Annotated in this window: 2 protein-coding genes; one reads left to right on the top strand and one right to left on the bottom strand. The window is 63.5% G+C overall.

Annotated elements, in window-relative coordinates:
* Positions 1 to 28: 28 nt before the first annotated feature.
* A complete protein-coding gene (locus tag JHAT_RS33470; protein ID WP_077802017.1) occupies positions 29 to 307 on the bottom strand; it encodes a hypothetical protein in 279 nt (92 codons plus the stop codon).
* 357 nt (positions 308 to 664) lie between these two features.
* Here JHAT_RS33470 and JHAT_RS33475 point away from each other — a divergent pair, with 357 nt between their 5' ends.
* The gene (locus tag JHAT_RS33475; protein ID WP_077802018.1) at positions 665 to 889 is read left to right on the top strand and encodes a hypothetical protein; all 225 of its coding nucleotides are present in this window, start codon (positions 665 to 667) and stop codon (positions 887 to 889) included.
* The last annotated feature ends 9 nt before the right edge of the window (positions 890 to 898 follow it).

The following is an 898-nucleotide window of genomic DNA, read 5'->3' on the forward strand; positions in this document are numbered from 1 at the left end:
AGCGGTGCCCCCTCAACCGACGGTGGGCTCAGCCTTCCTCTTCTTCGACCAGGCCGCAGGCGAGGGGGAACGACTGCAAGAACTCCCGTCGCGCGGGATTCGGTTCTGCTTCGGCCAGGTCGGTGAGCACCTGCAAGAGGCGGCCGCGCTGGTCCAGAGGCAGCCGCAGCAGCTCCCCGCACACGCTTTCCATCATCTTCACCGCAGAGTCGGGATCGACTTCGTCGTCACCGCAGCTGTCGAGGAACCAGAGGGCGTCGGCAACCAGCCCGGCAAGAGCCGGCACAAGCGGATCCATCGCAGTCATCCCCGCAATCTAGCCGACCCCTACGACAACAAGGCGCTATCTCCCGAGGTATGAGGATGCATCGAGCGTCCCGGCTGGTGAGTGCCTACCTGCGTGACACCGCCGGCGAACAGCAGTGGACAGACACGGACATTTGCGGTCCATCGCAGCAGGTGAGAGGTGCAGCTCCCCAACTCTTGGTTGCGCTGCTCCTAGAGCTACTTGAACCTTCCCTTGCTCGCGATGGTCGCTACTTCCCTCACACGACGATGCTCAACCCCGTCACCGGAGAGGCCACTTCAGGTTGCCAATCTGCCCACCCGTACGCTGATCATCACAGCAGATCAATCAAAGCATCCGTACTGATGGAGGCGCCACATGGCTACCGGCCCCGAGCACTACGAAGAAGCTGAGCAGTTGCTCGCCGCCGCCGCGGGTACAGACATGGGAAGCGACTTGGAGCGGTACCGTCTCGCCGCCGCCCAGGTCCATGCCACTCTCGCCCTAGCCGCTGCAACCGCGCTGAACGACCACGACCCAAAGGGCGACGGCATGCGGGAAAGCGACTACCGAGCTTGGATCAAGGTGGCCGGGGAAGAGTAAGGGACACGC

It is taken from the genome of Streptomyces sp. JHA26 (assembly GCF_002005565.1).
In the GTDB taxonomy this organism is placed as follows: domain Bacteria; phylum Actinomycetota; class Actinomycetes; order Streptomycetales; family Streptomycetaceae; genus Streptomyces.